The sequence below is a fragment of the Amycolatopsis orientalis DSM 40040 = KCTC 9412 genome, assembly GCF_000478275.1.
In the GTDB taxonomy this organism is placed as follows: Bacteria; Actinomycetota; Actinomycetes; order Mycobacteriales; family Pseudonocardiaceae; genus Amycolatopsis; species Amycolatopsis orientalis.
The window spans coordinates 18,575-43,907 of sequence record NZ_ASJB01000031.1 but is presented as its reverse complement, the minus strand read 5'-3'; the positions used below and the strand labels follow the sequence as shown (position 1 = coordinate 43,907).

The window sequence follows — 25,333 nt, the reverse complement described above, 5'->3', positions numbered from 1 at the left end:
GCCATGCACGTCAGCGTCGCCCAAGACCCGCCGTTCCACGCCAGCGACGACAAGATCATCACCGTCGGCAACGGCGTGATCATGCTGGACGGTGCCTCCGCTTTCATGCCCGTGCCCGTCCCGCCCGGCGTCTACGCCGACGCGCTCGGCGCAGGCCTCCATCAGTGCCTGGAGGCCGCCCCCGCGGCGGACCTCGTCACTGTTCTCGCCGACACGATCCACGAGGTCGCCGCCCGGCTCGACCTCCGGCCCGGCCACTCGCCCTCGAGCACGGTCACGATCCTGCGGGCCCACGACGGCTGGACCGACATCCTCATGCTCGGCGACAACCTCGCCGTCCTGCCCGGCCTGACCATCACCGACCCGAGGCTGAGCCGGCTCGACCTCGAACCCAGCCGTCTCTACCGCCGACGCCTCGCACACGGATCCGGCTTCGACCAGACGCACCGCGCTCTCCTGCATGAGCTCCAGACACAGCAAGCCGCTCGCCGCAACCGCCCCGGCGGCTACTGGATCGCCGAAGCGGACCCCACCGCCGCACAACACGCCATCGTCCACCGGATCCGTACCGACGACGCCCTCTGGGCAGTTCTGGCCACCGACGGCGCCTACAAACCCATGCGACACCTCGGAATCACCGACTGGACCGTCATCAGCTCCGTCTCCGCCGCCGACCTTGACGCGATCCTGAAGCAGTGCCACGCGTGGGAAAGAGAGCACGACCCCGACGCCCGGCACCTCCCACGCGCCAAACGCCACGACGACAAAGCCCTCGCCATCGCCCGCTCCACGTAGCTGCCGAGGCTGCGGGGTATCACCGCTGGCGATGCCCGATCGTGCTGCCCACCCGGCCCGTGAGTCGCTGGCGGCGGGCTGCGGCTCCAGGAGGCGGGGTTCGCCAGAGCCACGTAGGCGGGCGATGAACTTCCCGGTTGACCCCATGCTCACATCACAGCGATGATCACGATGATGATCGCGAACGCGACCAGGCCGAGAATGAGCAGCGTCCTCGCCAGCGGCCATCGCGGCACGATGGGTGCGACGGGGAGCGTGGTTTCGGGTTCGGGCTGAGGATTGACTACCGGCATGCTGGCGGTGACGACCTCCCGCTGCTCGTGTGGCTGGGGTGGCGGCTTCCTCTCAAGTCCTCGGAGCCGTCGCCACGTTTCGTAAAGGTGGCTGGCGTCAGCCGGGGGCCGTCCCGCGTGGTCGCACAGCGTCTCCAGCAGATTCCGGACGTGGTCTGGCTTGTCCTTCGGAAGGGTCTTAAGGTTCACGCCTAGCTGCGTCCGCGCCCAGGAGTTCTTTTTGTCGCGGTCACGCATCCTGCGCGCAAGCTCTGCCACGGCGATCGGGCGAGGCGTATCGCGTAGACGCCGGATCGTGGCCATGAACTCGGCGTCATCGGTGATAGCGGCGATGTCGCGCGGGGGAGGCGTCCAGGCAGGCAACAGCTTGGCGAGCTGGCCATGAATGTCCTTGAACCATGTGACGGTGTCGTCGTCATCGGTGAGGGCCCGGAGTGTCGACGCGTACCGGCTCCACGCCGCCACCCGCGATTCCGGGTGGAGCACGACCTTCATGGTGTCGATGTCGAGGTCGATCTCCGGCACGCCGACCATCAGCACCGCGAGATACTCCTCGGTGACCGAGCCAGTGCCGGGATGGCGCTCGCGGTAGAGAGCCGCGAACCGGCGGTAGATCGCTGTGGCCAAGCGGCGGGCATCCGGTCTCGTCATCGCTGCGCCCCGCGAAATGCCGCGAGCGCGGCTTCGAGTGCCCGGCCTATCGCCGAATAGGCCGCATGGCGACGTTCCGGCGACGCTAATGCTGCGAGAGTTCCCGCGGCGCCGATAGCTGCCACCAACGACTGGCCCAAAACGAGAAGCACGATCACGAAGGCCGCCAACAAAAGAAACCACCATGGGCTGCGGTCGTCAGCGAACGTTCCACAGGTCCATCGCAGTCGAAGACGAATCTGATACAGCGAGATGAGCACGAGAACTCCTTGCAATAAAGAGGGAATAGGCGCTGGCCGCCGATCTCATAAGTGAAATCGCTGGGGTGGAACGCGCCGGGATGTCCTCCATCATTGCCACAACCGCCACGGCAAGGGAAACCAAAACACACCCCCCTTCATTGTGACCCGTGCCACAGTAGCGGCGCCTCGGCGAAGGCCACGCGGCGAGCACCGGGACGCGGTCGTGACGGGCCGGCAGGGCGAAGTGAACGGCCTTCAGCAGGTCTCATTTTCGCAGGTGAGGGTAGGTTTTCCGCGACCATGGGCACTTCTCAAGCCGAGGCGACCCCGCGGCAGGAGACATCCTGTGCCACAGCACGAAAACCTGCCCGGACCAGCGGTTTCGCCTATCGGGCCAGCTTGACCCAAAACCCTCCCAAACTGCGTTTCTGAGGGCTCCCTGGCAATGGCGAAGCCCGGTCGCACGCCGCATCTCGGACGGTGGTTACCGTTTCCGCTGGTCTAGGCCCCTAAGCGCGAACTCGCCGGGGACAATTCCTTGTTGAGCCAGCACGATTCGCCAAGTCGTACGCCGCGACGATGTGAAACCGCTGCTCAGAAGGGGTGCAGACGTCAAAGGTCGTTCCGTGAACCTGCGCCGTCGACAAACGGGAAAGTTCCCATCGATCATGGTTAAACACGGCGGGACCAGCGGTTATGCCTTGTTGATCTCGTAGCCCTCCTGCGGTCAGGAACACGGCAGAACCGGACCGCGACTGCAAAATCGGCCAGATGTTCCTCTCCGACCGTGACAAACTGCTGCTCGGAGCGGGTGCGCGGATCGTCCGGCACTCCGACGTGGAGGCAGCCTCGCGCGACGGCGTGGGTGACTGACCGTCGTCAAAGGCGTCGAGACCAGCGGTTATGCGGTTGGCATCCCGGTGTTCTGGCGTGCCAACTGCAGGCTGTCCCACGGCCGTGGCCTCGCCAATTGACCAAGAAGCGGGTGCCTGGCGGCGAGAAACCGCTGATCAGGCGAGGTTCGACCTGGATCTGGCCCCCGCTCACCTGGCTGGACCTCCGCAGTGGCGCCACCAAGCGATCACGACCAAACCGACCGCGACCAGCAGTTTTGCTTCCTCGGGTCTCAAACGGCGGAGCAGCGGCCGTTGTACCTGAATCGTTGTCATGCCCGTATAGGCCGGTGCCTGCCACCTCTGGCGAGGGAGAAACCGCTGATCAGGCACGGTTCCGCCCGCGAAATGACGCCCTGCTTCATCGTCGCCGGTGTGACGTTCCAGCATGCCCGCCACAGGGTTCGAAAGTCTGCTCTTGTGCAGGTCAACGCCCATCAGAGGAGGTGTTGCAGGGCCGCCCACGCAAGATCATCAGCGCGCGAAACCTCCGTGCAAGCCACGTAGCACGGCCGCTGACGGCGAACGCGCAGGATCTAGGCCCACCGCGGTCCTCGTCGCCGGGAGGACCCGCCCCCACCTTCAGGACGTTCTCGGTGCTCAGAGGGGCTCCCGCGCCGCCGAGCGAGGCAGCGTCGCGTACCTCCGCTGGTGTCGGCGCCGGCCGCGACCTTATCGGTGAGAGTGAGCTGATCGTTGCTGGCCCGTCGTTGCAGCGCGTCGATTCCAGTCGATAGTGGTCGCTCTCTCGATACCGGTTAGGTGAGCCAACACGGCGCGCAGGAATCCAACTCTTCGGCTGGCCCGAGAGCCGACCAATCTCGGCGCAAGGCCGTTCAGTCGCGGCGTCCCAGCAGTCCGTTCTGGTTTACGGTGGCGATCAGGCCGCTGCTGCAGAGGATGGCGCCGAGCATAGTTTTGAGCAGGGCCAGGGTGCGTTGGGTGGGCGCGCAGTCGTCGGTTGTGAGTGGCACGGTCGCGGCAGCACGGTGACAGTGGGTAGCACCAGGGCGCCGAGGGTGATCAACGGCGTCCACAAGCTGCGTTCTGTTCTTGAAGGTCGGGAGCCCGGCCTATCCGCGTGTCGTTGTCTATCTCCGCCGGGGCGTGTTGCAAATCGAGCAGAGGCTGCGACTGTAGTGCATGGAGATTGAGTGGCGGACGCGGTGGTGCTGGCAGGGGTTCTCGTATGGTTTGGGGGTTCGACTGGCCGACGCCGGGCCGGAGGCCGAGACCGTACCTCCATCCGCCAGTCTCTCTGGTGGCTGCTGCAGTAAACCCGGTAAATATCCGCTAGCGGCATGAACTCAGGGATGAGCTGGCGGGTCGTCACCATGACCACAGTGGTCGTCGTGGCCAAGGTTGCGAGGAGTCGGCCACCGGGACAGGGTGCCGCAGCGAAGGATTCGAGCGCTGCGCGGGTCCACGCGGTACACGGAGCCCCATCATGAGACGACTATTAGCGACTGCGTCCGTTGTGACGCTACTGATCGGACTAGCGCGGTTGTTTAGGCGACGAGTTTCAGCGCATGCTGAGTGGGCGAAGAGGGGATCGCAGACCCCGGAACAAGAAACCAGGACACCCGCTGCAAGCTCAGCCGCGCCAACCGCCGTGATCCCTGACAAAACGCGACGTAAGTTCGGCGGCCTTGCTCGCTGGCTTAACGTTAAGCTTGTCTGTGCTCTATTAATCGCGATCGGTGGCGCGGTTTTGGGATTGAGCGCTTGGGATCGCTTCGAGACCAGTAGTTCCCCTGCTCCATCGTTAACGAGTGACCATGCCATTATAATATTCACGCTCCCGTCGAACGTAAAATTCGGAGCTATCGAGTATTTGAGTGATCCATTCGAACGTAGCACCCTAAAAGGATATGGAGATAAATTTCCCGGCTCAAATGCGACAACTGGAACCAAAGCTGATATCATCATCAGGATGACACTGAATGAAGCTCGCAATACGTGTGTCTCGATATCAGCCAAGTTTGTGCCTGACCCTGCGCCTGTCAATGCATTGGACACGATCGGAGTAGATCCCGATACCGCAATTACTCCGACTATCACCGGCGACATGGAGGCGCTTGCACTTCATGAATACGCGCTGGAAGTCTGTCCAGGTGGGGAAGGTGGGCCGGGAGGCGTGGCCACGAGTGACATGAAGGGGGTGTATCGAATAACTAGGAGTGGACAGGCGGCGACCAGCGGCTACCGCATGTCCGCAAACTTCCCCGCAATTGCAGTCGACCGCAACCTGTCTCCAGGCGCGCAATTCCAGATTGAGGCGACTTTGGTACAGGTTCCACCGCAAGTTAAGCTTGAAGCGATCCAGCCTGCGGCCACTGCTACGTCGGGGTTCGGATGGAAAACAAACGAGACAGTGCTGCAGCCTGGAAATATGAGCCTTTCGTCAATAACAGGAGAGGTCTCAGCTAGTCGATCATTGTTCATTAGCGCTGCGCTCATTGGATTGGCTGGCGGTTTGATCCCCTATGTGGTCGAGCTTTTGATCTCGGGGATATCACGGAGACGAAAGAAAAAATAAAGAAAGCCGGGGATCGCAAAGATTTAGGAGAGCCTGCAATATTGGCGTCGGCGCTCACGTGTTCGAGTCAGTGCCTAACCGGATTTAGAGCCACCGGCTCAGTCGCAGTACCTCGCCGCTGCGCCGATCGGGTGATCGGCGACCCGAATCGGAACGGCGGAGGCGAGACGATCGATCACTTGCTGTAGCGCGCACGTAGATCGTGCGTTCTCGTGGTGGGAGGCGTGGTGGGGCAGATCGTGTGCGTGCACGGTATCGGGCAGCAGGTCGCTGGAGAGCAGTCGCTGTTGCGGGAGTGGACGCCGGCACTTCTGGACGGGCTCAACCGCGCTGGCCAGGGCGACGCCGCGATCGCCAGTGACGTGGTGATGGGCTTCTACGGGGATCTGTTCCGGCCGGCGGGGGAGCTGCTGGCAGTCGGCGATCCGATGTTCACGGCGGACGACGTCGAGGCCGGCCTGGAGGAGGATGTGTTGCTCGCGTGGTGGAGGGAGGCCGCGCGGGTGGATCCGAAGGTCGCGCATCCGGGGGTGGACACTCTGGTGCGCACGCCAGGTTCGGCGCAGACGGCGCTGCGGCAGTTATCCCGATCGCGGTTCTTCGGTGGTCTGGCGTTGCGGGCGTTGGTATTCGACCTCAAGCAGGTCAGCCGCTATTTCCGCGACCCGCATCTGCGGGAAGCGGCGCGAGCCATAGTACGGAAGCTGATCACAGCAGACACCCGGGTCGTCGTGGCGCACTCCCTCGGGTCAGTAGTCGCGTACGAGGCATTGGCGATGCTGCCGGGCCATAAGGTGAGGGCGCTGGTTACGCTGGGGTCACCGCTTGGGATCGCGAACCTGATCTTCGACCAGCTGGACCCGACGCCACATGACGGACTCGGAGCTTGGCCGGGCTCAGACAACCTGGCGTGGACGAACCTGGCCGATCACGGGGACGTCGTCGCACTGGAGAAGGACTTGCGACCGCGGTTCGGGCCGCGTGTGGTCAATGCCGTGGTACACAACGGCGCTCACGCACACGCCGTCGCCGCGTACTTGACCGACAAGCTCACCGGCGCTGCGATCGCGGGAGGCCTGGATGCACGATGACGGCGATCAGCCGCGGCGCTACCTGATCGCGACCGCGGTCGCTCAGTACCCGAAGGCGCCGCAGTGGGATCGGCCCGGGCTGGTCCAGGCCCGCGACGAGATCATCAGGTTGTTCACCGACGAACTCGGTTACCAGCATGTCAGTACCTTGGGGCTGAACCCGACCAAAGATCAGCTGACCATGCTGTTGCGTGCGTTCTGCCGTGACGAGGCCCGGGAACCTGACGACCTCGTGGCCGTTTACATCGGCAGTCACGGTGAGGTCCTCGAGGACACCCGTGAGCATGCGTTGCTGACCACCGACGTCGACCCCGATGATGTGGATGACGCGCTGCCCACGGCGGAGCTGGCGCGGAAGATGTTGCTCAAGACCCGGGTCCGGCGGGTGCTGCTGATGCTGGATACTTGCTACGCCGGCCAGGGCGGCAGCGAACTCACGGCGGTCGCGATCACCAAGATGACCCGCAGCTGGGGCGACGACGACGGATCAGGCCTGGCCGTCATCACCTCCGCGCAGCCGTGTGAGCAAGCCAAGACGGGCGCCTTTCCGCTGCTCCTGCGCGACGCGATTCGCGGCCTGCCTATCGCCGGTTACAACCCCGCGACGTTGCCGCTGGACTCGATCGTCAAAGCGATGAACACGAGCGCGAGCAAACCCGGCCACCAGACCATCGGTCACAGCGTAGCCAGCCTGACCGGTGAGGTCCCTCCCTTCCTACCCAATCCGCGACATCACCCGCGGATGACCGAGGTCGATCTTGCGATCCAGCACGCCAGTGAATTCGAGGTCCAGGCGGAACGCCGTGACACCGAGTTCCGGACTCGGCTGCTGGTCCGCGCGATGGGTGGCAGCAGCCGAGGTAGCGACGGCTGGTGGTTCGCCGGCCGGCACACCGCGCTACTGGACATCACCGCGTGGCTGCACCACCCTGATCCGGAACGGCCGCTTCAGGTTGTTACCGGAAATCCGGGGTCTGGCAAGACCGCCGTTCTTGGCCTGATTGCCGCCCTCACCCATCCCCAGCGCCGTGCGACCGTTCCACTGCACACCCTCGGGCTTCCCGGTGCCGCCGTGCCCGAGCCGGGCACCGTGCACGTGGCGATCTACGCCCAGAGCCTGAGCACCGACCAAGTATTGGCCGGCATCGCAGCAGCCGTGCACTCCCATGCCAGCACACCTGGCCAGCTCATCGAGGCGCTCAACGGCAGGGACACACCGCTGACCGTGCTGGTCGACGCCCTCGACGAAGCCGCTGACCCCGACCATCTCACTCGCCGCCTGCTCCGCCCCTTGGTTGATCACGCCCAAGGGCAGCTGCGGCTGCTGGTTGGCACCCGGGATTTCCTGCTCGACCGCCTCGGTCTGGACCGGGAAGACAGTATCGACTTGGATGCCGACCGCTACGCCGACCTCGGCGCTCTCACCGCTTACGCCGCTCGAGGGCTGCTCGAAGCCAGCCCCGACAGCCCCTACCTCGACACGCCGCCTCCGATAATCCGAGCCGTGGCAGACGCCGTCGCCGCAGCCGCCAACCCCTCGTTCCTGGTTGCACGAATCACCAGCGCCACCCTCGCCGCGCAGCACCAGGCCGTCGACCCAGCTGATTCTGCCTGGCGCCGGTCATTGCCGACGTATCCCGGCGAAGCGATGCACCGCGACTTGGAAAGTCGCCTCGGCACCAACGCCGCCAAAGCGCGTGACCTGCTCCGCCCTCTTGCTTTCGCCGAAGGCCAGGGCTTGCCCTGGGAAGACATCTGGGCAGCCGTCGCCACCAAGGCTTCCGGCGCGGCATACACCGACGATGACCTCCTCTGGCTTCGCAGGCACGCCGGCTCCTATGTCGTCGAGGCCACCGAATTCGGCCGCTCCACTTACCGGCTTTACCACCAAGCCCTCGCCGACTACCTTCGTAATGACATCACCTCTCCGAACATGCACCGCGCCGTCGCCGAAGCCCTGCACGAACGGGTACCGCGAACGCTGGACAGCCGACGCGACTGGTCCCACGCCCATCCTTACATTTTGCGGCATCTCGCCACACACGCCAAATACGCAGGGCTGCTCGACGATCTCATCACAGATACCGACTACCTTGTCCACGCCGATCCTAGCTCACTGCTGCTCGCATTACTTCATACTGCTACTAACAATGGTGCCACCATCGCTGCGATTTACCGCTGTTCTGCCGACATTCATCGCAACCTTCCAGCATCTCGACGCCGACAGATTTTGGCTGTCGACGCCGCCAGATTTCAGGCTACCCGCCTTCAGCGCGATCTATCAACCACGCTGACCTTTCCACCACTATGGGCCACCGGACACCAGACGAATCCGTCGTTGCTTACAACTTTCACAGGCCACTCTGGTGCGGTGGGAGCGGTAGCCTGCGGTGACCTTAACGGTCGACTCGTATCAGTCACTGTGGGTAATGAGGGGGATGGAAGACTGCGGGTCTGGGATTGCATCTCCGGTGCAGAGATGACAACATTCGACAGCAAATTTATCACCAGTGAAGCAGGCGTAGCCTTCACTGTGGTTAACGGTCGACCGACCGTAATGACGATACGGGCGTCGGTAGTGGACCTGTGGGACGCTGCTTCCGCATCAAAGACTGCAACTTACGACAACCTTGACGATCTCGACGATCCCGAAAGAATGCCCGCTCAGTTGTTCGTTCATACAAATGGCGGCAGGTGTTTCGCTATCACCGGCCGCAGTCTACTGCACGTCTGGGATTTAGATAGCAAGAAACGAGTCAGCGACTTTCTCGGACATGTCGACAGCAAAGAGTCAGTGTTGCGTGCCACCTGCGGCACAGTCAACGGTCGCCTAGTCATCGCTACAGTGGGCAGCCGATACGCTCAGACCACAGTGCGAGTCTGGGAACTCGAAACCGCGAAGGAGATAGCGACATTTTCCGACCATGCAGGATACGCTAGCGAGCGATCCGCAATAATCAGAATGAAATGTGGTACAGTCAATGGTCGCGACGTCGCTCTCACTGCCATCACAGACACCAGTATCAATATTGACACTAGGGTGCAAGTCTGGGAACTGGCCACTGGCAAGAAACGCGCTATTCTAATTGGTCATACGGGCCCTGTGCTCGGGATCGCACTGGGTGAATTCGACGGTTCCTCGGTTGCCGTTACTGCAAGCAGTGATCAGACGGCGAGAGTGTGGGATCTAGCAACCGGAGAGCAACTCATATCGCTGGTTGGCCACACCGGCTCGGTGAACGCGGTCGCCTGCGGATCACTCGACGGCCAAATGATTGCGGTCACGGCCAGTCGTGATACGACCGCACGCGTGTGGCGCCCAAAGCGGTCCCGCGTCAACCGGTCAGCGAATTCTGGTCACCGTGCACCAATCGAAAGTATAGCCTGCGCACAATTTGAGGGTCATTCCGTCGTAGTAACCGCCAGTGTCGACGGAACTGCGCGCGTGTGGAATATGGTGAGTGCAAACGAGATTGCGGAATTCGCTGGCCACTCTTCGCCTGTGCGCGGAGTGGCCTGCGGCGTGCTCGACGGCCAACACGTCGCGGTGACATGCGGACAAGATGGCTATTTACGGATCTGGAACTTATTGACCACGGAAGAACTTTTTCATATTTCCAACACTTCTGGCCGCGCGTTCGACGTTGCATTCGACGAGGTGCACAGTCGGACTGTCGTCGTTACTGCTAGCAGTGCTGATGGGACCATTAATGTCTGGAGTCTGGCGAGCGGAGAGGAAATTGCGCGTTTCTCCGGCGATGCTAGTCCAGTGTCAGGAATTGCATGTTGCGAGCTTGACCATCGAACCGTCGCCATCACTGCGAGCGACGATGGATTAGCGCGAGTCTGGGACATTATAACAGCCGAAGAGATTGCCATATTCGCGCATCGCGAGAGTCGATTGACTGGAGTTGCATGCGGCGTACTCAATGATCGCACTGTTGCCGTCACTGTGGGTACCGATGGGGTGGCGCGAGTCTGGGACCTGCAAACGGCGAGACAAATATCCACTTTTGCGCGTCATATCAGTCCGATTATCAGCGTGGCATGCGGCGAATCCAACGCGCGCACGGTTGCCATTACAGCTAGTCGGGATGGAACAGTACGAGTCTGGGATCTGGAAACGGCAGACGAGCTGGAAATGTTCGATGTACGCGGTGTCCGTGACGTCACCATCGGCCCCGAGGGCGAGTTTGCGATTGCTGCAGGATGGGACGTCATTGTACTGAACCGCTCAGGACTCTGAGACGATCGACCTTCATATTTTGGCCCACTGAGCAGAGGTGCCGCTGACCTTGCGACCTGAGATGGTCGGGCCGGTAGACATGCCTCGACCTTGACCACGGAGCCTGTTGTGAGAGCCTCAACTCCGCGCCGCTCGCTCGTTCTACTGGTGCAGTACACATATTCAAATGTGGGGTATTCGACTGCGCTCCGCCCGAACCGGATGTTGGCGCGCGACAGTCCAATCGCGGTTCAAAGCAGTCCTGCTCGGTGCAGGTGGATTATGGCGGCGATTAGGCCGCTGCTGCCGAGGATGGCACCGAGCAGGATTTTGAGCAGCGTTAGCGCCCGCACGGCGCGTTGGCCGTCGGTGGTGGTGAGCGCCAGTGCTACGGCGGCGGTGACGGCGGTGAGCGGCACCAGCGCGATGAGGGTGATCAACGGCGTCCACATGGTCGCGTCCTGTTCTGGGGTTCGTGAGCCCGGCCAGTCCGTGCTCGAGGACCAGCCGACCAGCCCGAGGCGGGGTCCGGCATGGGCTCCGTACCGACCCGGGCGACGGGGCCCGCTGCTTTGCTGGCTACGGCGAGCTGACCAGGAAGAATGCAGGGGCGCCGCTGGCGGGAGTACGGTGTCCGGCACTGTCCGGTTGCCTTCGCCGGACGCTGTATCGGGCGGCACTGGGGAGGTGACCATGGATCTCACGGAGATCAGAACGCTGTCCCAGCTGGCCGATGCGCTCAAAGGGTTGAGCCGCGAGCGGTCGCTGTCCCTGCAGGGGCTGGCCGATGCAGCCGGGAAGCTGCCGACGCGAGGCGGACGACGCCCGGCTCTTCCACGGTCCACCGCCAGTGACCTGCTCAACGCCAAGTCCGTGCCCGAGGCCGACGCTGGTGATATTCCTAGCCGCCTGCGGCATCCACGACGAGGAGGCGCAGCGGCCTTGGCTGCAGGCACTGGAGAGAGTGGCGACCCAACACCAACGGCGCCCGCCGGGAGCGGTGCGGGTCCGCAATGCGCGACCGCGGATGCTGGGGGTGCACGCCGCGATCCAGACCGGCCAGTCGCCCGAGGCCGCACATGGTGAGGCGGAGCTGCCGCTGTACGTGCCACAGGACTTCGACGCAGACTTACGCGCGAAGCTCACTCTGACCGCGCAACAGGGCGGGTTCGTCTTGCTAGTAGGGGACTCCTCAGTCGGGAAGAGCCGCGCCCTGTTCGAGGCGGTAAAGGTAGTGGTACCGGATTGGTGGCTGTTGCACCCTTGTGACGCCGGGGCGTTGCGGCAGTTCGCTGAGCATTCGGCCGGGCGGACTGTGGTGTGGCTGGACGAGCTGCAGGACTACCTCGACTTCGCTGGGGGAGTGCCGGCGGGCCAGGTTCGCGAGCTGATCGCGGCCGGGGTGATGCTGGTCGCGACGTGCTGGCCGGGTGAGCACAGCAAGCGCGTGGCGCTGTCCGAGGAAGGTCGGCCAGACCCGTATGCCAACGACCGGCGTCTGATCGGCCTGGTCGACGTGCTGCAGGTGCCCCCCGCATTCAGCACCCATGAGCGGCGCCGCGCCGAGGACCTAGCCGGTACCGATCACCGGATCCGGGTCGCGCTCGACACCCCCGACGCCGGCTTCACGCAAGTCATGGCCGCGGGCCCGGAATTGGTCCGTCACTGGACACAGGCACCTGCGTACGCCAAGGCCGTCATCACCGCCGCACTCGACGCCCGCCGCGTCGGCGCCCGCGCACCACTCACCCGCGATTACCTGGCCGATGCTGCACCCGGCTACCTCAACGAGCGCGAAGTGGCCACAGCATCCCCGCACTGGCTCGATAGCGCCCTGGAATACGCCACCAGATTGCTGCGCGGCGCCATCGCCGTGCTCGCCCCGGTCGCCGCCGGGATGGGACGCATCGCCGGCTACCGGGTCGCCGACTACTTGCACCAACATGCGCTCCGCATCCGGCGCACCATCCACCTCCCCGACACCGCCTGGCGCGCACTCGTCGTGCACCACCATCCCGACGACACTGGTCGACTGGCATTCAGTGCCGGGAGCCGGGGCCGCGACGATTACGCCGAGGCTTTCGCCCGACGTGGAGTCGACATCGGAAATTCGCCTGCTGCCAGGTACTTGGCCAGCATCTTGCCCGTGAAAGGCCGCATCGACGAGGGTGTCGCCATGATCCGCTCGCACCCTGACGGTTCTCATTGGCATGGATTGGCGGCGCTCGAGTTAGCTGACGGGTTGGTCGCAGGGCCAAGTCAACGAGGCCATCACTCTAATTCGTCCGTATGCCGATGAAGGTCTCTCCTTCTCAGCTGAACGGCTAGCTGATTTATTGACGGAGCACGGACACGTCGAAGAACTTACCCAGCGCGCCCATAATGGCGACATCATCGCAGCTCAACGACTGGTTGACCTGCTCATTGATCAAGATCGCACCGATGAAGCCGTCGCCTTGCTACGTCTATACACCGACGTCAGCCAATGGCAAGGGCTGGCTAAGTTGGCTAGCACGCTTGCTAGGCAGGGCCAGATTGACGAAGCCATCGGCTTGCTCCGCCCCCATGCAAGTGCTATCCCTGTCTTAGCGATTCAGGTAGCGAAGCTGTTAGCAGGTCAAGGTCGGGTCGATGAAGCCCTTCATGTGGTCAGTATGCACGCAGACGCCGACCCAATAAAGAACTTTCCATCCGCTTTAACCTTGGCGGACTTGCTGGTCGAACACAATCGATTCGATGAATTAAACCAACGAGCAGATAATGGCGATTTGTGTGCCAGTGAACGGTTGGCCGAGGCGCTAATCGAACACGGTCGGATCGAGGAAGTCGCCCAACGCGCCAATAACGCGGACATATTCGCAACGATGCAGCTCGCCGATGTGCTAGTTAATCAAGGCTCCGCCGACGATGCAATCGCCCTGTTAACCCCGCTTGCCCACTCGGGCATCACGCCTGCTGTCGTTCGGCTGGCGGACTTGCTGGCCACACACGATCGCGTTGAGGACGCCATCGCCATGCTCCGCCTTAACGTCGACAGCAGCCGTCCCGACAGCGCCCGGTATTTGATCGACCTACTGCTGAAGTACGACCGCGTGAACGATCTCGCCGCGGAAGAGGCCGCCGGCACCTCCGGCGCTGTGGATGCGCTGCGTGGCACGCAGCCGCGACCGTCCTAGGGGGCGACTTGCCCCCCCCGCCGGCACCTTCCGCGCCGAACAGGAGGCCATCCGCTCCGGGGCCGTGTCCTTGCCGTGACCAGCGATCCCGCCTCCGCCTGCCGAGACCGCGCCCACGGTCCTTTTGATCCTGGCCGCCACTCAAATACCGCAAGTACGGCGAACCTGCGACCGTCGGTCCACCGTCCAGCCTTTTCGGCCAAGGCGCCCTCCTGGTCTTCGACGCCATCTGCCTCTACCTGGCGCAGCTGCGCCAGGTAGGCAACGACACAGCCCACGTCGCCCACGTCACCACCTAGTAGCGGCCCACCCGACTTCGCTGCCTTGGTTCGAGCGACCCCGGCACCGTTTCCTCCCGCGGTGTTCCGGGCAATCGCCGACGGGGCCGCGTAAAGTCGCAGGATGGTGGACTCGGTGTACGACTGGCTCTCGGAGCATCATCTCGGCGTCGCTGCGACACTGTCGCACGCCGACGAGCTGATCGGGCAGATCAGCGATCTGCTCTTCGACTACCAGACCCAAACCGAGGGTGTAGTCGGCTTACACGAAGTTCGGGCAGACGCGGTGAGCCGCACTGTGGTGGACCACGTCGCCCCGATCCCTCGCAAGGTGCCGCTGCTTGTGGCGGACGTGCTCGTGGCGTTGCGGGCCGCGCTCGAGCACGCACTGTTCGCCGAGGCCGAATACCTCGACGGTGCGCCGCTGGAGGAGAAAGCGGCCCGGCTCGTCGACATGCCGGCCTCGGAAACCCCCGAGAAGTTCGAGCAGTGGACCAAGAACCGAGCCAGCAACGGCCCCGTGTCGCTGCGAGCGGGCGGCGAACTTCATCGGCGCGTCGCCGACCTGCAGCCCTTCCACCACGCGGACCCACGATTGCACCCGCTGGCCCGGCTGGTACTCCATACGAACCACGCAAAGCACCGGACACCCGCGATCACGGCGGTCCGCCTGGCGGCCATGTACCGCGACGATCAGCTGCCCCGCTCCCTTCAGGAGCTGTCGCCGCGTCCGGAGGAACCCTTGCGTGTCGGGGATGTCATCGCGGAAACCTCACTGGGCGCCCAGGTCGCTGTCACTCTGTTCCCGACTGTGGGGATCAACCGGCCCGGCACGGGCCGGTGGCCGGTTCTGATGCACGAGCTCGACGAGATCTCCCGCTGGGTCCGCGTTCATGCGGTGCCGCGCCTGCTCACTGGTACCGAGCAAGCGGACCCGCCATTGCCGGCCCGCTATAAGATCAGCGTCGGACATCAGGATGAACGCCGCGCGATAGCGGCAGGGTCAACCACGACCGCCGTTGTACGTCACTTACAACGCCTCAGTGCGGCATCGGCTCGGGTCGATATGGTTGACGTCCTCCATCAGCTCGAAGACTCCCCGGGCAGGGAGCAGATCTCGGCATGGCTAAGCCAGCTGACCGACGAGGACGTGCTCACCAAAGTGTCGTCCCTGAAAGCAAACCATGACTACGATCCACTGGTCATGCGGCAAAACGCCGAAATCCTGATAGGACTGCGCGACGATGCTAGGGTCTTTGTTTGTGGTGAGAAGTCAAACGACGCAGGAAAGACGCCGCCGTAAACACGAACGATCAAACATTCCATGGATCCTCTTAGGATAGTCCTGTTTAGCAGTAGGTGAGTGCCCCCCATCGGTCCGATTCTGCTCGCTAAGCAGGTCAACAAACGCCTGACCGGCCCAGAGATCGCCGATGTCGACACGAGCGCGGAGCTGGCTGACAGCCTCGCCGATCCGACCCTGGCGGGTCAGTGTTTGAACGCGTCGCTGTCCAACACGGTCGCGACTGCTGTAGCAGAACCTGTGGACCTATGTTTGACGCGGGATCCGCTGAGCAGTGGGATGGTAGTTGGTGTTGGTCGTAGTCGGCTTCCCCTCATCGACGAGGGACTGGCCGATGGCTCCCCGCCTTACGCGCGGCTAGTTCCAGCACGGCGCGACCATCGCTCGACCGATCCAGACACGCTGTTGCGGACGCGGGATCCGGCTCTGCGGTGCCAACTGCCGTGGTCAACCGGCGACAACAACGGTGACCCGCAACAGACGATGCGCAGCACCACACGCCGCCGGTGACAGATAGCGTGGTCCGTCACATTGACTTTCGAACTGGCTCGAAGGCAGGATCGGCGGCGTAAACCGTACAGGTGTTCGAGTGTTTGTCGCTGGCTTCCCCCCACGGCAGAGCGTGTGTGGTGTGGAGTTGGTGTGGCGTTCAACTTGTGTGGAAGCGGTCAGTGACCGGATCATCGCCAACTAATGATGATCTTGAACAGGTGGCAGGTTCGGTTCACCCCGTCGACGGTGTCGATTGAGGCGCTGCAGTGCCTTGGGCGCGACGGTGATTGGTCGACTCGTATGCGCGAGGTTGACGTGTGGGCAGGGATGCCATACCTGTTGTCGCCTTCGTTGGCCTACGACGTGCGGTTGAATGACTTCTTCCGGAGTCCGCGCATGCGGACCGCGTCGCCGAGGACGCAGCATGGGTACGCGCGAGACCTTGCTGCGTTCTTAACCTTCTTGTGGGCATCACGCATGCAGCGCTCGTGGTTGGGCGTCACCGAGGACGATCACCTGGCTTATCTGCATTGGCGCCGGTATGACCCGGCGGGACCGCTGGTGGCCGGTACGACGTGGAATCGCGAACTCGCTGCGGTGAACCAGTTCTACCGGTGGGCGGTTCAAGCCGGTCATGTCCGGGTGCACCCGATTCCTCAAGCTTTCCGGCGACCAGGTCCTCGCGAGGCAGACCGGGCTCGGCGGTCGACTTTGGACGAGCAACGCCCAGCTACCTACGCCCGTGACGTGGGTGCGACACCGGTGCGATGGTTGCCGATTAGTTCCTATCGGCAGTGGCGCGACGTGGGCGTCCGGGGATTTGACGTCGAGGGGCTACCGCGGTCGAGTTTCCGCGGCCGGTGGGCGGCTCGCAATGCCGTGTTCTGCGACTTGATGATCCGGACAGGGCTGCGGTTGGCCGAGCAGTCCGCGTTGCTGGTTAGTGAGGTTCCCGGTAAGAGCAGTGAGCTGGACTTCTCCACGTTCTGGCTGCCTGCCGCGATCGCCAAGGGCGGATCGGCACGCACGGTGTACGTGCCGAGGTCGGTCGGTTCCGATCTCACGGACTATGCGGAATGCGACCGGAGAGAGGTCATCGAACGAGCTCGCGCCGCCGGCCGATACCGCCTTGGCGAGGGCGCGTTGCTGATCGAAGCCGGGCGGCCCGACTGGGCCCGGGGTGCTTGCGGGCGGCGACGGGTGCGGCTGGCGAATCTTTCGGCACAGCAACGTCTTCAGCTGTTGGTCGAGACGGACGCGGGGTGGGAACCGGCGGCGTTGTGGCTGAGCGAGCGTGGACTGCCCCTGTCGCCCGATCTGTGGAAGAAGATGTTCGCCACCGCCAACTCCCGATGCCAGACAGCCGGGCTGGACGTGACGGCACATGCGCACATGTTGCGGCACTCGTTCGCAGTGATCACGCTGGAGCAACTTCAAAGAGGGCACGTGGCGGCTCTCGCCGAACTGACACCGGAGCAGCGCGGGCACTACGTCCGGGTGTTCGGTGATCCGCTGGACTGGGTGCGGCAGCGGCTGGGGCATCGGTCGATCGTGACCACTCAGATCTACCTGCACACCTTGGCAGAGCTGGAGATGCAGACCCGCCAAGCACTCGTGCCGGACGACTGGGCAGATCCCCACCGCTCGGCCCAGTCGACCACGGGGAAGTCCGCGTGGTGACAGGGCGAGGCAGCACGGGTAGAGGCAGGCACGCGCCGCTACCCGGCCGCGACTACGCCGCCCCGGAACCGGTCAGCGGTATGACCGGCGAGGTCCAGGTGAAGTTCACGGGCGATGACGGTCGGACACGGACATGGGACTTCTCTGGGTTGCCGCTCCCGGGATGGCATCGACCGCTTGCTGAGGCGCTGTCCGCACGTATCGGACCGGCGGGCGGCCTGCGGACCAGGGAATCGGCGAACAGCGCGTGGATCGTCGGCGCGAGGTTGCTGCGATACCTGAGCGGGCTTCATTCCGCTCCTGCGGCCCCAGGCTCACTGACGGTGCAACAGCTGCGCCGGTATCGACAGCATCGGTCCATGACGCTCTCGGCGGCGAACACGCAAGCGGAAATGGCAGAACTACGGCGCTTGCTGCGGCGGCTGCCGGAGGGTTCGCGGCTGCGGGGCGGTGTGTCCGACGTGCTATCGACGAGGGCTGTGCATACGCGCCGTGCCGCGCTTCCCGGCTACTCTGAGGGCGAGTTCACCCGACTCGTTGCGGCCGCGCGCGCCGACGCCACAGCGATCCAGCATCGGATCGAGCGCGGAGAACACCTTCTGGCCCGGTGGCGTGATAGCCCGGATGAGATCGAGGGTGACGACCGCGGGCTCGCCATGGCACTGGCCAGCATCGCCGACACCGCGACGGTGCCGACAACCCTGGACGGCCAGCCGCTGACTCCCGCCCAGCGAACCGACCTCGCCGGCCACCTGTTCCTCACCTGGGCCGACCTGTCTCCGCTGCTGGTGCTGGTGGTCGCTGTGAGCGGCCGGAACGTCGAAACCATCAAGGAACTGCCTACAGAGCACCGGCGCCTCGGTGACCGGGCCATCGAGGCGCGCGTGGTCAAACGCCGCCGTGGCGCGCGAGGTTGGTTCGACACGGTCACCTGGGACATCGGTCCTCGGCACCGTGCTCTGCACACGCCCGGCGGCCTGTATCTGCTTCTTCATCGGCTGATGTCGCGTGCCCGCGCGTTGAGCGGGCACTGCCAGTTCTGGGTGATCTGGCGGCCGGCCGTGCGGCGCACAGCCAGACAGACCGCATCAGAGTTCCAGGCACCGTTCGCCGCGCGACTCAGCTCGGCTCCGTCGCCGACAGCCTGGGCTGCCCGGCGCGGCCTCTGTGCCGATCCCGCACCCGGGAGACAGCCAAGGGCGCTGGCGGTGGATCTGCGGCGGGTGCGGACCAGCGTCGAGGTACGCCGCACTCGCGCCGTGGGCGGTCACCTGCCGACCGCCGCCCGGTCGAACACCGTCCCGGTCCTTTTCACGAACTACCTCCGCGGTGACCCCTCCACGCTCGAGTGGGCCGAGCAGGTCACCGCCGACGGTCTCGGCGCCGCCGAAGCCGCAGCGCTGGCCGGCTACCGCAGGAGGCAGGGCGACACCGGCGAACACCTGGCCGTTGTCAGCGAGGTTCCCGCCGAGGCCTCGGCGGGCCCGTGGTCTGCCTGCCGGGACCTGCAGAAGCGGCCATCGACCGGGAGGACGTGCCGCACGCCGAGCTTGCTGGACTGCTTCCAGTGCGGCAACTGCCTGATCACCGATACCCATCTTCCCGCCCTGCTCACGCTCAACCACGCGCTAACCGACCGACGAGGCCAGCTCGCCGAGGACGACTGGTGGGCGCGCTACGGCCCGGCCTGGGTCGCGATCCAGCACGACATCCTCCCGAAATTCACTCCAGCGCAGCTGCAGCACGCCGAGGCCCATTCCGATGGCCCGGTTCCGCTGGATCTAGCCGAAGCGCCCTGGGAGATACCGTGACCATCGCCGAAAACCTCGCCGAACCCTTCGGCGCTGGAAACGTATTCGTCCTGTGTGGACGCACGCTCCGGCCCGGCGTGACCTTGGAGACGACCGCGCGTGTCGACGACGTGGTCTGGGATCTGACACCGGCGGTCCTGCAAAGCCACGTCAAGAGCCTCCGCCTGAACTTTGGACAGATCCCCGACGCCTACCGGAGTCTCGTGAAGCAGCTTGTCCGTGAACTGCTCTCCGGAGAGCCGCCAACAGGTGAGCAACCGCAGGCCGTCACGACAATCCGCTCGCACTTCCACAGGTTGAAAAGGTTCCTTACCTGGCTCAGTGCAGACGACATCCCAGGAAGTGCGCGTCCACTGAGGACGTTGACAGCTGAGGACTTGGTGCGCTACGACCACAGTCTGACTGAATCCGGCATGTCCGTACCCGTGCGCGGCTGCGCCCACACCTCGGTCGGGTTGCTGTGGCGCTACCGCAGCAAGCTCAGCGACGCACTGACGATCGACCCTCGCTACGTATCCGGCTGGTACGCCACCCTACGAACGTCAGGCGAGAACAGCACCGACCGGATTCCGGAAGTGGTCCTTGCGCCGTTGCTGCGCTGGTGCCTGCGGTTCGTCGACGACTTCGCCGACGACATCCTTACTGCCGCGTACGCCCGTGATGTGTACGAGAACAGCGCATCGGCCCACCACGACCGCACCTCGGCCGCTGTTGTCGAAGACCGGCTGGCACAGTACCTGCGCGCGCAGGTCGACACCGGCACGCCACTGCCCGGGCGCAACGGGCTGCCCAACACGCGCTACATCGCCACGCAGATCGCCGCGGGCCCGACCCGGCTACGCAACAATCCAGGCTGGATGGCGATGATCCACGCTACCGCCGGCCAGGTCGGGCTCACCTCGCACACCTGGCTTGTCCGTGAGTGTTCCGGGCAGCTGGACGGCAGACGGTGGGCCGACGGGATCGCGACATTGCACCCGTTCTTGTCAGCCGACATCCTGATCCGGCAGCTGAGGGCCGCCTGCCACGTGGTGATCGCGTTCCTTTCGGGGATGCGCGATTCGGAGATCAAACATCTCAGGCGTGGTGCGGTCACCGTGTCCGCCGACGCTGATGGACGCCCGTACCGGTGGAAGGTTGCCAGTCGCACCTTCAAGCGCGCCGCCGACCCCGCTGGCGAACTGGCGACCTGGGTGGTGGGTGCATCCGCCGCTCGGGCGGTGGCCGTGCTTGAGCGGCTGCTGCCCTCCGATGAGGACATGCTGTTCTCCGCGCCACGCAACCGGGCGCGTACGGGGCCGGCCGAGGTCATCACGACCTCCACCAGCAACGCCTCAATCAACGAACTCGTCGCATGGATCAGCTCCTACTGCGCCGCTCACGGCCGCGACGACGCGATCCCCGCTGTCGGCGGCAGGGTGTTCCGTATACGGGGCAGCCAGTTCCGCCGAACGCTGGCCTGGTTCATCGCCCGTCGCCCCGGAGGTTCCATCGCCGGTGCCATCCAGTACCAGCACCACGGCATCCAGATGTTCGAAGGCTACGCCGGAACTTCCCGGGCGGGATTCCGTGCCGAGGTCGAGACGGAACAGGCACTCGCGCGTGGCGAACAGCTCATGGATCTTGCCACTGGCTACGACCATGAGATCCTTGGCGGGCCCGCTGCCAGGGAAGCACGTGACCGGCTCGCTGACTTCGCACATGCCCAGGGCTTTCCCGGTCACGTGGTGACCGACCGGGCCCGTGCCCACCGGTTCTTGGCACGCCACGACCCACAGGTGTACCCCGGTACCTACAGCACTTGCGTATTCACCCCCGGCACTGCCCGGTGCTTGCAGGGCACGAAACTTGCTGCGGATGAGCCGACACAGCCGAAACTCGGCCGGTGCCAACCCCTCGAATGCGCCAATGTCGCTGTCACCCGTGACAACGCCCGCGCCCTCGATGACGAGATCATCCGGCTAAAGACCGAACTGCGCCGGGGAGTTCTTCCACCGTTGCTGCTCGACCGGCTCGAACGGCGGCGAGACGGAATCGCCCGCCTTCTCGGCCAGCCCCCGCTGGAGGACACATGAGCCGTCACATTGACCTGCCCAGCACGGAGGAGGTCCTCGCGCGCCTCGGCACCTTGCGCGCCGAACCCGGCACGCGGGTGAGCGTGCTTGCCCTCGCACGGGCGGTCGGGCTGTCCAACACGACCTTCCGGCGGCACTTCCCAGCCATCGTCGACGACCTCGTTACCGGACTGCCGACATCGAGCACTCCGGCTCGTCCGTCCCACACCGATGACCGCAGCAGCGAGATACTCCGGCTGCGGCGCGAGATCCTCGACCTGCGCGCACAACTGGACGTGGCTTGTGCTCAGATCCAGCATCTCGCGTTGGTCAACGAGCGACTCAGGAATGAGCTTCACGCCGCACTGTCGGTTCACCGTGTCCGCCCACGCGCCTGACGCCTGCCCTTGGGCGGTGTTGTCGTGGCCGTCCAGGCACGGGTTCGCGACGTTGCGTGGGTCAGCGGGTGAAGTTTCCGCAGACGCCAGTGTCGCCTTGGCGCTGGACTAGGAAACCGTACGAGATTCGACGAGTCGGCGCGGGGCGAGCCCCGACTCGCTTGCTCACTCTCTCGTGTCGCGCACTCACTGCCTGCGTCGATTAACGGTGATCAGCACAAGATTTCAAACCCAGGAAGCCGATAAATCCTTCCACATTGAGCCGACGTCGCGTCGTCCACCCGGGTGCGACGTTGACCCCAGTCGGCTACTCCGCGGGAACAACGCGCCGAGCAATGCGTGTGAGGCGGCAACGTCTACGTGCGGTTGATCGTGCGTGTCACGCCGGCGATCATTGTGGTCGCCAAAAGCCAGCCCGCCGCGACCAACACGTACGACAGCCACTGATACCACCCCTGCGGCGCGAACGCCTTCGCTTGCCCGAAGTCGACGATCGGAACCAGAAGGTCCAGCGGATAGAACACGGGGTTGTACCCAGGTGCCTTCGCCGCGTCGATGGGCGGCGGCTGGTGCAGGCCGAACACGGCAACGCCCAGCAGGAGCAACGCAGCGAGCCACGCGGCAGCCCGCATCGGCCGGTAGCCGTACCCGACCGTGACGTCCTGCGCGTAGCCCCAGACCCGCGCGTACCCGGGCAGGGTCGCGCGATGGCGGCGCTGTTTCGCGAGCCGCACGTCGCGCGCGGAACGGTCGTCACCGAGACGCGCATACGTGGCGGCGAGCTGTTCATAAGCGTGCGGAACGTAGCCATCCACGTCGCGAGCGAGGAGCTTCAGGCGGTCTTTCGAGGGCAGCCGCGGTGTCAGGGCGTCGTAGGTGAAGCCGTCGAGACGGACGGCGCCGGGCCAGACGCCGGGTGCGGCGTCGACCGCCTCGAAGTGCGCGCGACGCAGATCAACCTCGCCCTCGACCGCGGCGGCTCCGGCCAGCCGCAGCTCCGCGGCGCGGCACCCGGTGGCGCGCAGCGCAGTCCCAGCAGGACGGTGCAATGAGGACTTCTCGAGGTTCAGCACCCCGTCGACGCGCAGACCGTCGAGCCGCAACTCACCGCTGACCTGTAAGCCGCTCGCCGTCAGGTCGCTGGTGATCCGGGCCGGATTGAGCTGCACGGCCTCGCCGTCGACGGTGATGACGGCCCCGTCCACAGCCAGCGCGCCGAGGTCAGCGTTGACCAAGCGGACCGTGCCGCTGATCTGGCACATCGACAACTGCAGCGCGCCCGAGGTGCGAAGCTCCGTGGCGATCAACCCCGGCAGCACGGACTTCGTGAACGCCAGCTGCCGGGTCTGGGCCGCGTAGAAGTTCGGCGCCTTGGCGAAGTAGCAGCCGTAGAGCACCACCGGGCACTGGATCGCGGCGTTGCGCATGTCGAGTTCGCCCGTGATGCGGGCACCGGCGAGGCGGAGCGCAGCTCTGCTGGGGCCGGATCCGGAGCCGAGGAGAATGTCCCGAAGAACCTTCGCGCGGACTGTGCGCTCTTGTCCCCAGTGTGCGCCACCGGCTGGGTCGTCATGGCCGAACTCGACACGGGTGCCGTGGGCGAACGCCTCGCGAACCCGCTCCTCCGCAGCGGTCAAGGCATCCATCCCTCGAAGAGTAAGGGAAACGGCCGGCTCAGATAGGTCCCGTTCGAGTGACTGACATCGTCGGCGGCGCGAGCCGCTGTGGCACGCCCAGGCCGTACGGCTCTAAGCCGTGCTGGTGAAGGGTGACCGCTAGCGGCTCAGCACCTCGTGTCGCGTTCGGCGTCTGACAGGCGCGCGGGGCGGTCGGCGAGTGGGCCGCCGGAGCGGAGCAGGGTTTCCAGGGTTTCGAGAGGTTCGGGGACGATTGAGTACCAGCTCCAGGTTCCGCGGCGTTCTCGTTCGAGGATGCCGGCGGAGACCAGGACGCGCAGGTGGTGGCTGAGCGACGGCTGGGGCATGTCGAATTCTTCTGCCAGGTCGCAGAAGCACGCTTCGCCGCCGGGGGAGTAGCGCACGAGGGACAGCAGGCGGATCCGCACCGGGTCCGACAGGGCTTTGAAAAGCTTCGCGGCCGTGTCGGCGTCGTCCGGTGCGACGACCGCGGCGGGTTCGGCCATCAGGAGTGTCACCGGGACCGGTTTCCTGGTGCGGCCGTTCTCGCTCGCCACGCGTCCCTCCTCCGTTCATGGGCGCTGTCCTGGACCATCATACCTGCTGAATTGACAAAGCTCGATCCAAGCTCTTCAATTGCATCGGCAGACTTCGATCCAGCTAGCTGTGCTCCGAGGGAGATGTCATGACCCATGCCACCGAGGGTTTGCCCGGTCGTGAGGTGCTGGACCAGCTCGACCGGATCGCCGACGAGCTGGCCGACCGGTTCCGTGGCACGTTCGGCCGGGAGACGGTCGAGACGTTCGTGGAGGAGACCTATCGGCTGCTGGTTCGCTCGGCGACGGTCAAGACCTACCTGCCGACGCTGACCGCCCGGTTCGCCCGGCAGCGTCTGGTGGACCTGGCCAAGGTCGACGGGCTCACGATGGTGACCGCGCCGCAGGTGCTGTTCGTGTGTGCACAACGTCGGCCGTTCCCAGCTGGCCGCGGCACTGCTCAACCACCACGCGTTCGGGCATGTCATGGTCCGCTCTGCCGGATCGCAGCCCCAGGGCGAGATCCCGCTGGTGATTACCGAGGCGCTGGGCGAGCTGGACGTCCAGCTCGCGGGCGCCTTCCCGAAGCCGCTGACCGACGAGGTGGTCCGCGCGGCCGACGTCGTGGTCACGATGGGCTGCGGGGACGCCTGCACGGTCTACCCGGGCAAGCGGTATCTGGACTGGGACGTGCCCGACCCGATGGGGCAGCCGCTGAGCGTGGTCCGGGGGATTCGCGACGACATCGGCCGTCGCGTCCGGCACCTGCTTGACGAGCTCATCGACTGACATCTCTCAGAGGAAAGGAAACGGGCATGACCCGCACGCCTGAAGTGCTGTTCGTCTGTGTCCACAACGCGGGCCGGTCGCAGATGGCCGCCGCGCTTTTGCAGCACTATTCGCTCGGCCGGATCGCGGTGCGGTCCGCGGGGTCCGAGCCCGCGGAGAGGGTGAACCCGGCCGCCGCGGCCGCGCTCGCCGAATGGGATCTGGACATCACCGCCGAGGTGCCGAGCAAGCTGTCGACCGAGGACGTCGAGGCCTCCGATGTGGTGATCACCATGGGCTGCGGCGACACGTGCCCGGTGTTCCCCGGCAAGCGGTATCTCGATTGGCCGCTGGAGGACCCGGCGGGCCAGGGCGTGGAGGCGGTGCGGCCGATCCGCGACGAGATCGATCGCCGCGTCCGTGGCCTGGTCGCCGAAATCCTCGACGCCTGACCCTCGCTTCCGACCTCTG

At 64.8% G+C, this 25,333-nt stretch carries 18 protein-coding genes and 2 pseudogenes; 15 read left to right on the top strand and 5 right to left on the bottom strand.

Annotated elements, in window-relative coordinates; all coding sequences use genetic code 11:
* Positions 1-3 precede the first annotated feature (3 nt).
* Entirely contained in the window at positions 4-795 is a 792-nt protein-coding gene (locus tag L324_RS09350) for a hypothetical protein (protein ID WP_235783473.1), read from the top strand.
* A 149-nt stretch (positions 796-944) separates the two neighbouring features.
* Here the strand turns inward: L324_RS09350 and L324_RS09345 are convergent, their stop codons facing one another.
* Positions 945-1,739 carry a hypothetical protein gene (locus L324_RS09345; protein ID WP_037305719.1) on the bottom strand — a complete coding sequence of 265 codons (795 nt, stop codon included), beginning with the start codon at positions 1,737-1,739 and terminating at the stop codon, positions 945-947.
* Positions 1,736-1,999 (bottom strand): hypothetical protein, encoded by a 264-nt coding sequence (locus L324_RS42210; RefSeq protein ID WP_152546760.1) that lies wholly within the window; start codon positions 1,997-1,999, stop codon positions 1,736-1,738. The genes L324_RS09345 and L324_RS42210 overlap by 4 nt, the downstream gene beginning before the upstream one ends.
* A 2,487-nt stretch (positions 2,000-4,486) precedes the next feature.
* On the opposite strand from L324_RS42210, the gene L324_RS42205 reads away from it, so the two are divergent.
* The 3 genes from L324_RS42205 (at position 4,487) to L324_RS41495 (ending at position 10,750) form a co-directional block, all read left to right on the top strand.
* Positions 4,487-5,413 carry a hypothetical protein gene (locus tag L324_RS42205; RefSeq protein ID WP_152546759.1) on the top strand — a complete coding sequence of 309 codons (927 nt, stop codon included), beginning with the start codon at positions 4,487-4,489 and terminating at the stop codon, positions 5,411-5,413.
* A gap of 227 nt (positions 5,414-5,640) precedes the next feature.
* Positions 5,641-6,504: a lipase family protein gene (locus L324_RS09340; protein WP_173426363.1), complete on the top strand. Its 864-nt coding sequence runs from the start codon at positions 5,641-5,643 to the stop codon at positions 6,502-6,504.
* On the top strand, positions 6,494-10,750 hold the full coding sequence (locus tag L324_RS41495; protein ID WP_081736260.1) for a caspase family protein: 4,257 nt from the start codon (positions 6,494-6,496) through the stop codon (positions 10,748-10,750). The genes L324_RS09340 and L324_RS41495 overlap by 11 nt, the downstream gene beginning before the upstream one ends.
* A 230-nt stretch (positions 10,751-10,980) precedes the next feature.
* Here L324_RS41495 and L324_RS09320 read toward each other — a convergent pair whose 3' ends face one another.
* Positions 10,981-11,181, bottom strand: coding sequence for a hypothetical protein (locus L324_RS09320; protein WP_037305715.1), 201 nt, complete (start codon positions 11,179-11,181; stop codon positions 10,981-10,983).
* A 584-nt stretch (positions 11,182-11,765) separates the two neighbouring features.
* On the opposite strand from L324_RS09320, the gene L324_RS40860 reads away from it, so the two are divergent.
* From L324_RS40860 to L324_RS09285, 8 genes and pseudogenes are all read left to right on the top strand, one after another.
* Positions 11,766-13,028, top strand: coding sequence for a hypothetical protein (locus L324_RS40860; RefSeq protein ID WP_152546758.1), 1,263 nt, complete (start codon positions 11,766-11,768; stop codon positions 13,026-13,028).
* A gap of 37 nt (positions 13,029-13,065) precedes the next feature.
* Positions 13,066-13,905, top strand: coding sequence for a tetratricopeptide repeat protein (locus L324_RS42200; RefSeq protein WP_152546757.1), 840 nt, complete (start codon positions 13,066-13,068; stop codon positions 13,903-13,905).
* 402 nt (positions 13,906-14,307) lie between these two features.
* Positions 14,308-15,486, top strand: a complete 1,179-nt coding sequence (locus L324_RS09305) for a Clp protease/crotonase-like domain-containing protein (protein WP_051173796.1) — start codon at positions 14,308-14,310, stop codon at positions 15,484-15,486.
* Positions 15,487-16,179: 693 nt separating this feature from the next.
* Positions 16,180-16,599: pseudogene (locus tag L324_RS44105) on the top strand (site-specific integrase); the annotation flags it as partial.
* A gap of 273 nt (positions 16,600-16,872) precedes the next feature.
* Positions 16,873-17,658, top strand: a complete 786-nt coding sequence (locus tag L324_RS43535; RefSeq protein ID WP_235783472.1) for a site-specific integrase — start codon at positions 16,873-16,875, stop codon at positions 17,656-17,658.
* A 359-nt stretch (positions 17,659-18,017) separates the two neighbouring features.
* Positions 18,018-19,469 carry a hypothetical protein gene (locus L324_RS09295; protein WP_152546756.1) on the top strand — a complete coding sequence of 484 codons (1,452 nt, stop codon included), beginning with the start codon at positions 18,018-18,020 and terminating at the stop codon, positions 19,467-19,469.
* Positions 19,466-21,544 (top strand): hypothetical protein, encoded by a 2,079-nt coding sequence (locus tag L324_RS09290; protein WP_037305712.1) that lies wholly within the window; start codon positions 19,466-19,468, stop codon positions 21,542-21,544. Before L324_RS09295 ends, L324_RS09290 begins: the two co-directional genes overlap by 4 nt.
* A complete protein-coding gene (locus L324_RS09285; protein WP_037305711.1) occupies positions 21,541-21,921 on the top strand; it encodes a hypothetical protein in 381 nt (126 codons plus the stop codon). The genes L324_RS09290 and L324_RS09285 overlap by 4 nt, the downstream gene beginning before the upstream one ends.
* Before the next feature lie 356 nt (positions 21,922-22,277).
* Here L324_RS09285 and L324_RS09280 read toward each other — a convergent pair whose 3' ends face one another.
* Together L324_RS09280 and L324_RS09275 are read right to left on the bottom strand one after the other, a co-directional pair.
* The gene (locus L324_RS09280; RefSeq protein WP_037305710.1) at positions 22,278-23,567 is read right to left on the bottom strand and encodes a hypothetical protein; all 1,290 of its coding nucleotides are present in this window, start codon (positions 23,565-23,567) and stop codon (positions 22,278-22,280) included.
* A gap of 137 nt (positions 23,568-23,704) precedes the next feature.
* Positions 23,705-24,115 (bottom strand): ArsR/SmtB family transcription factor, encoded by a 411-nt coding sequence (locus tag L324_RS09275; protein WP_063624579.1) that lies wholly within the window; start codon positions 24,113-24,115, stop codon positions 23,705-23,707.
* Between the two features lie 128 nt (positions 24,116-24,243).
* Here L324_RS09275 and L324_RS43995 point away from each other — a divergent pair.
* From L324_RS43995 to L324_RS09265, 3 genes and pseudogenes are all read left to right on the top strand, one after another.
* Positions 24,244-24,405 (top strand): annotated as a pseudogene (locus tag L324_RS43995) (three-helix bundle dimerization domain-containing protein); the annotation flags it as partial.
* A 109-nt stretch (positions 24,406-24,514) separates the two neighbouring features.
* A complete protein-coding gene (locus tag L324_RS43285) occupies positions 24,515-24,883 on the top strand; it encodes an arsenate-mycothiol transferase ArsC (protein WP_328286144.1) in 369 nt (122 codons plus the stop codon).
* A gap of 26 nt (positions 24,884-24,909) precedes the next feature.
* Positions 24,910-25,314, top strand: coding sequence for an arsenate reductase ArsC (locus tag L324_RS09265; RefSeq protein WP_037305708.1), 405 nt, complete (start codon positions 24,910-24,912; stop codon positions 25,312-25,314).
* Positions 25,315-25,333: the final 19 nt, after the last annotated feature.

What these genes read in the sequence shown, in the direction of transcription:
- L324_RS09285 (WP_037305711.1), top strand. Translation starts at nt 21,541, where the DNA reads ATGAGCCGTCACATTGACCTGCCCAGCACGGAGGAGGTCCTCGCGCGC.
- L324_RS09265 (WP_037305708.1), top strand. Translation starts at nt 24,910, where the DNA reads ATGACCCGCACGCCTGAAGTGCTGTTCGTCTGTGTCCACAACGCGGGC.
- L324_RS09280 (WP_037305710.1), bottom strand. Translation starts at nt 23,567, where the DNA reads ATGGATGCCTTGACCGCTGCGGAGGAGCGGGTTCGCGAGGCGTTCGCC.
- L324_RS09295 (WP_152546756.1), top strand. Translation starts at nt 18,018, where the DNA reads ATGACGCTCTCGGCGGCGAACACGCAAGCGGAAATGGCAGAACTACGG.
- L324_RS09320 (WP_037305715.1), bottom strand. Translation starts at nt 11,181, where the DNA reads ATGTGGACGCCGTTGATCACCCTCATCGCGCTGGTGCCGCTCACCGCC.
- L324_RS09350 (WP_235783473.1), top strand. Translation starts at nt 4, where the DNA reads ATGCACGTCAGCGTCGCCCAAGACCCGCCGTTCCACGCCAGCGACGAC.
- L324_RS09345 (WP_037305719.1), bottom strand. Translation starts at nt 1,739, where the DNA reads ATGACGAGACCGGATGCCCGCCGCTTGGCCACAGCGATCTACCGCCGG.
- L324_RS43535 (WP_235783472.1), top strand. Translation starts at nt 16,873, where the DNA reads ATGATCCGGACAGGGCTGCGGTTGGCCGAGCAGTCCGCGTTGCTGGTT.
- L324_RS41495 (WP_081736260.1), top strand. Translation starts at nt 6,494, where the DNA reads ATGCACGATGACGGCGATCAGCCGCGGCGCTACCTGATCGCGACCGCG.
- L324_RS09305 (WP_051173796.1), top strand. Translation starts at nt 14,308, where the DNA reads ATGGTGGACTCGGTGTACGACTGGCTCTCGGAGCATCATCTCGGCGTC.